Source organism: Rhizobacter sp. P3_B12 (assembly GCF_056402895.1).
This window is the reverse complement of sequence record NZ_JBFUGN010001640.1, coordinates 1-707: the sequence shown is the minus strand read 5'-3', so window position 1 is coordinate 707 and position 707 is coordinate 1. Positions and strand designations below refer to the sequence as shown.

The 707-nt window shown below is 72.4% G+C and carries 2 protein-coding genes; both read right to left on the bottom strand.

Annotation, left to right across the window (positions count from 1 at the left end; genetic code table 11):
* Positions 1-174, bottom strand: a 174-nt coding sequence (locus AC1D01_RS37410; RefSeq protein ID WP_477874973.1) for a cob(I)yrinic acid a,c-diamide adenosyltransferase, incomplete at its 3' end; no start/stop codon positions are given.
* Between the two features lies 1 nt (position 175).
* Positions 176-707 (bottom strand): ABC transporter ATP-binding protein (locus AC1D01_RS37405; RefSeq protein ID WP_477874971.1); only part of this gene is annotated, 532 nt, incomplete at its 5' end.

Here is a 707-nt window from a genome sequence, read left to right as displayed (position 1 = left end):
CTTCATGAACTGGTAGATCTTCACCGCCTTGCCGCGCCCATGCGCGCGCAAGGCCAGGCCAAAGGCTGCGGTGCTCTTGCCCTTGCCGTCGCCGGTGTGGACGATCACCAGGCCACGACGTTCGCCGTCGGGCTTCTCGCTGCGCCGCTCGGTCGGCGGGGTTTCGATCTGCATGTCAGTCGTCCAGGTTCGGAAGGGTCAGGAAGCGGTTGCCGACGCGCTGCACCMGCACCGCGTGGTCGAACACCGATTCGAGTGCGTCATGCACGCGCGGGTCGTCGTGCGCGCCTTCGGCCGCGATGCGGCCCTGCCGCATCACGACCAGCCAGTCCGCCTGCAGCGCGAGCGACAGGTCGTGCAGCACGCTGACCACCCGCTGCGCGCGCGCCAGGCGCTGGAACAGCCGCACCAGCGCCACCTGGTGCGGCGGGTCGAGGTGGGTCGTCGGCTCGTCGAGCAGCAGCACCCCGGCCTGCACCGCCAGCGCGCGGGCGATCAGTGCACGCTGGCGCTCGCCGCCGGACAGCCCGTGCAGTTGCCGGTGCTGCCACGCGCTGCATTCGGTCGCGGCCATCGCGGCATCGACGATCGCCTCGTCGTCCGGCCCCGGCGGCGTGAACAGCCCGAGGTGCGGCAGGCGGCCCAGCTGCACCACGTCGCGCACCGTCAGCTCGCCGCGCGCCTCGCCCTGCTGCGCGAGCCACGCG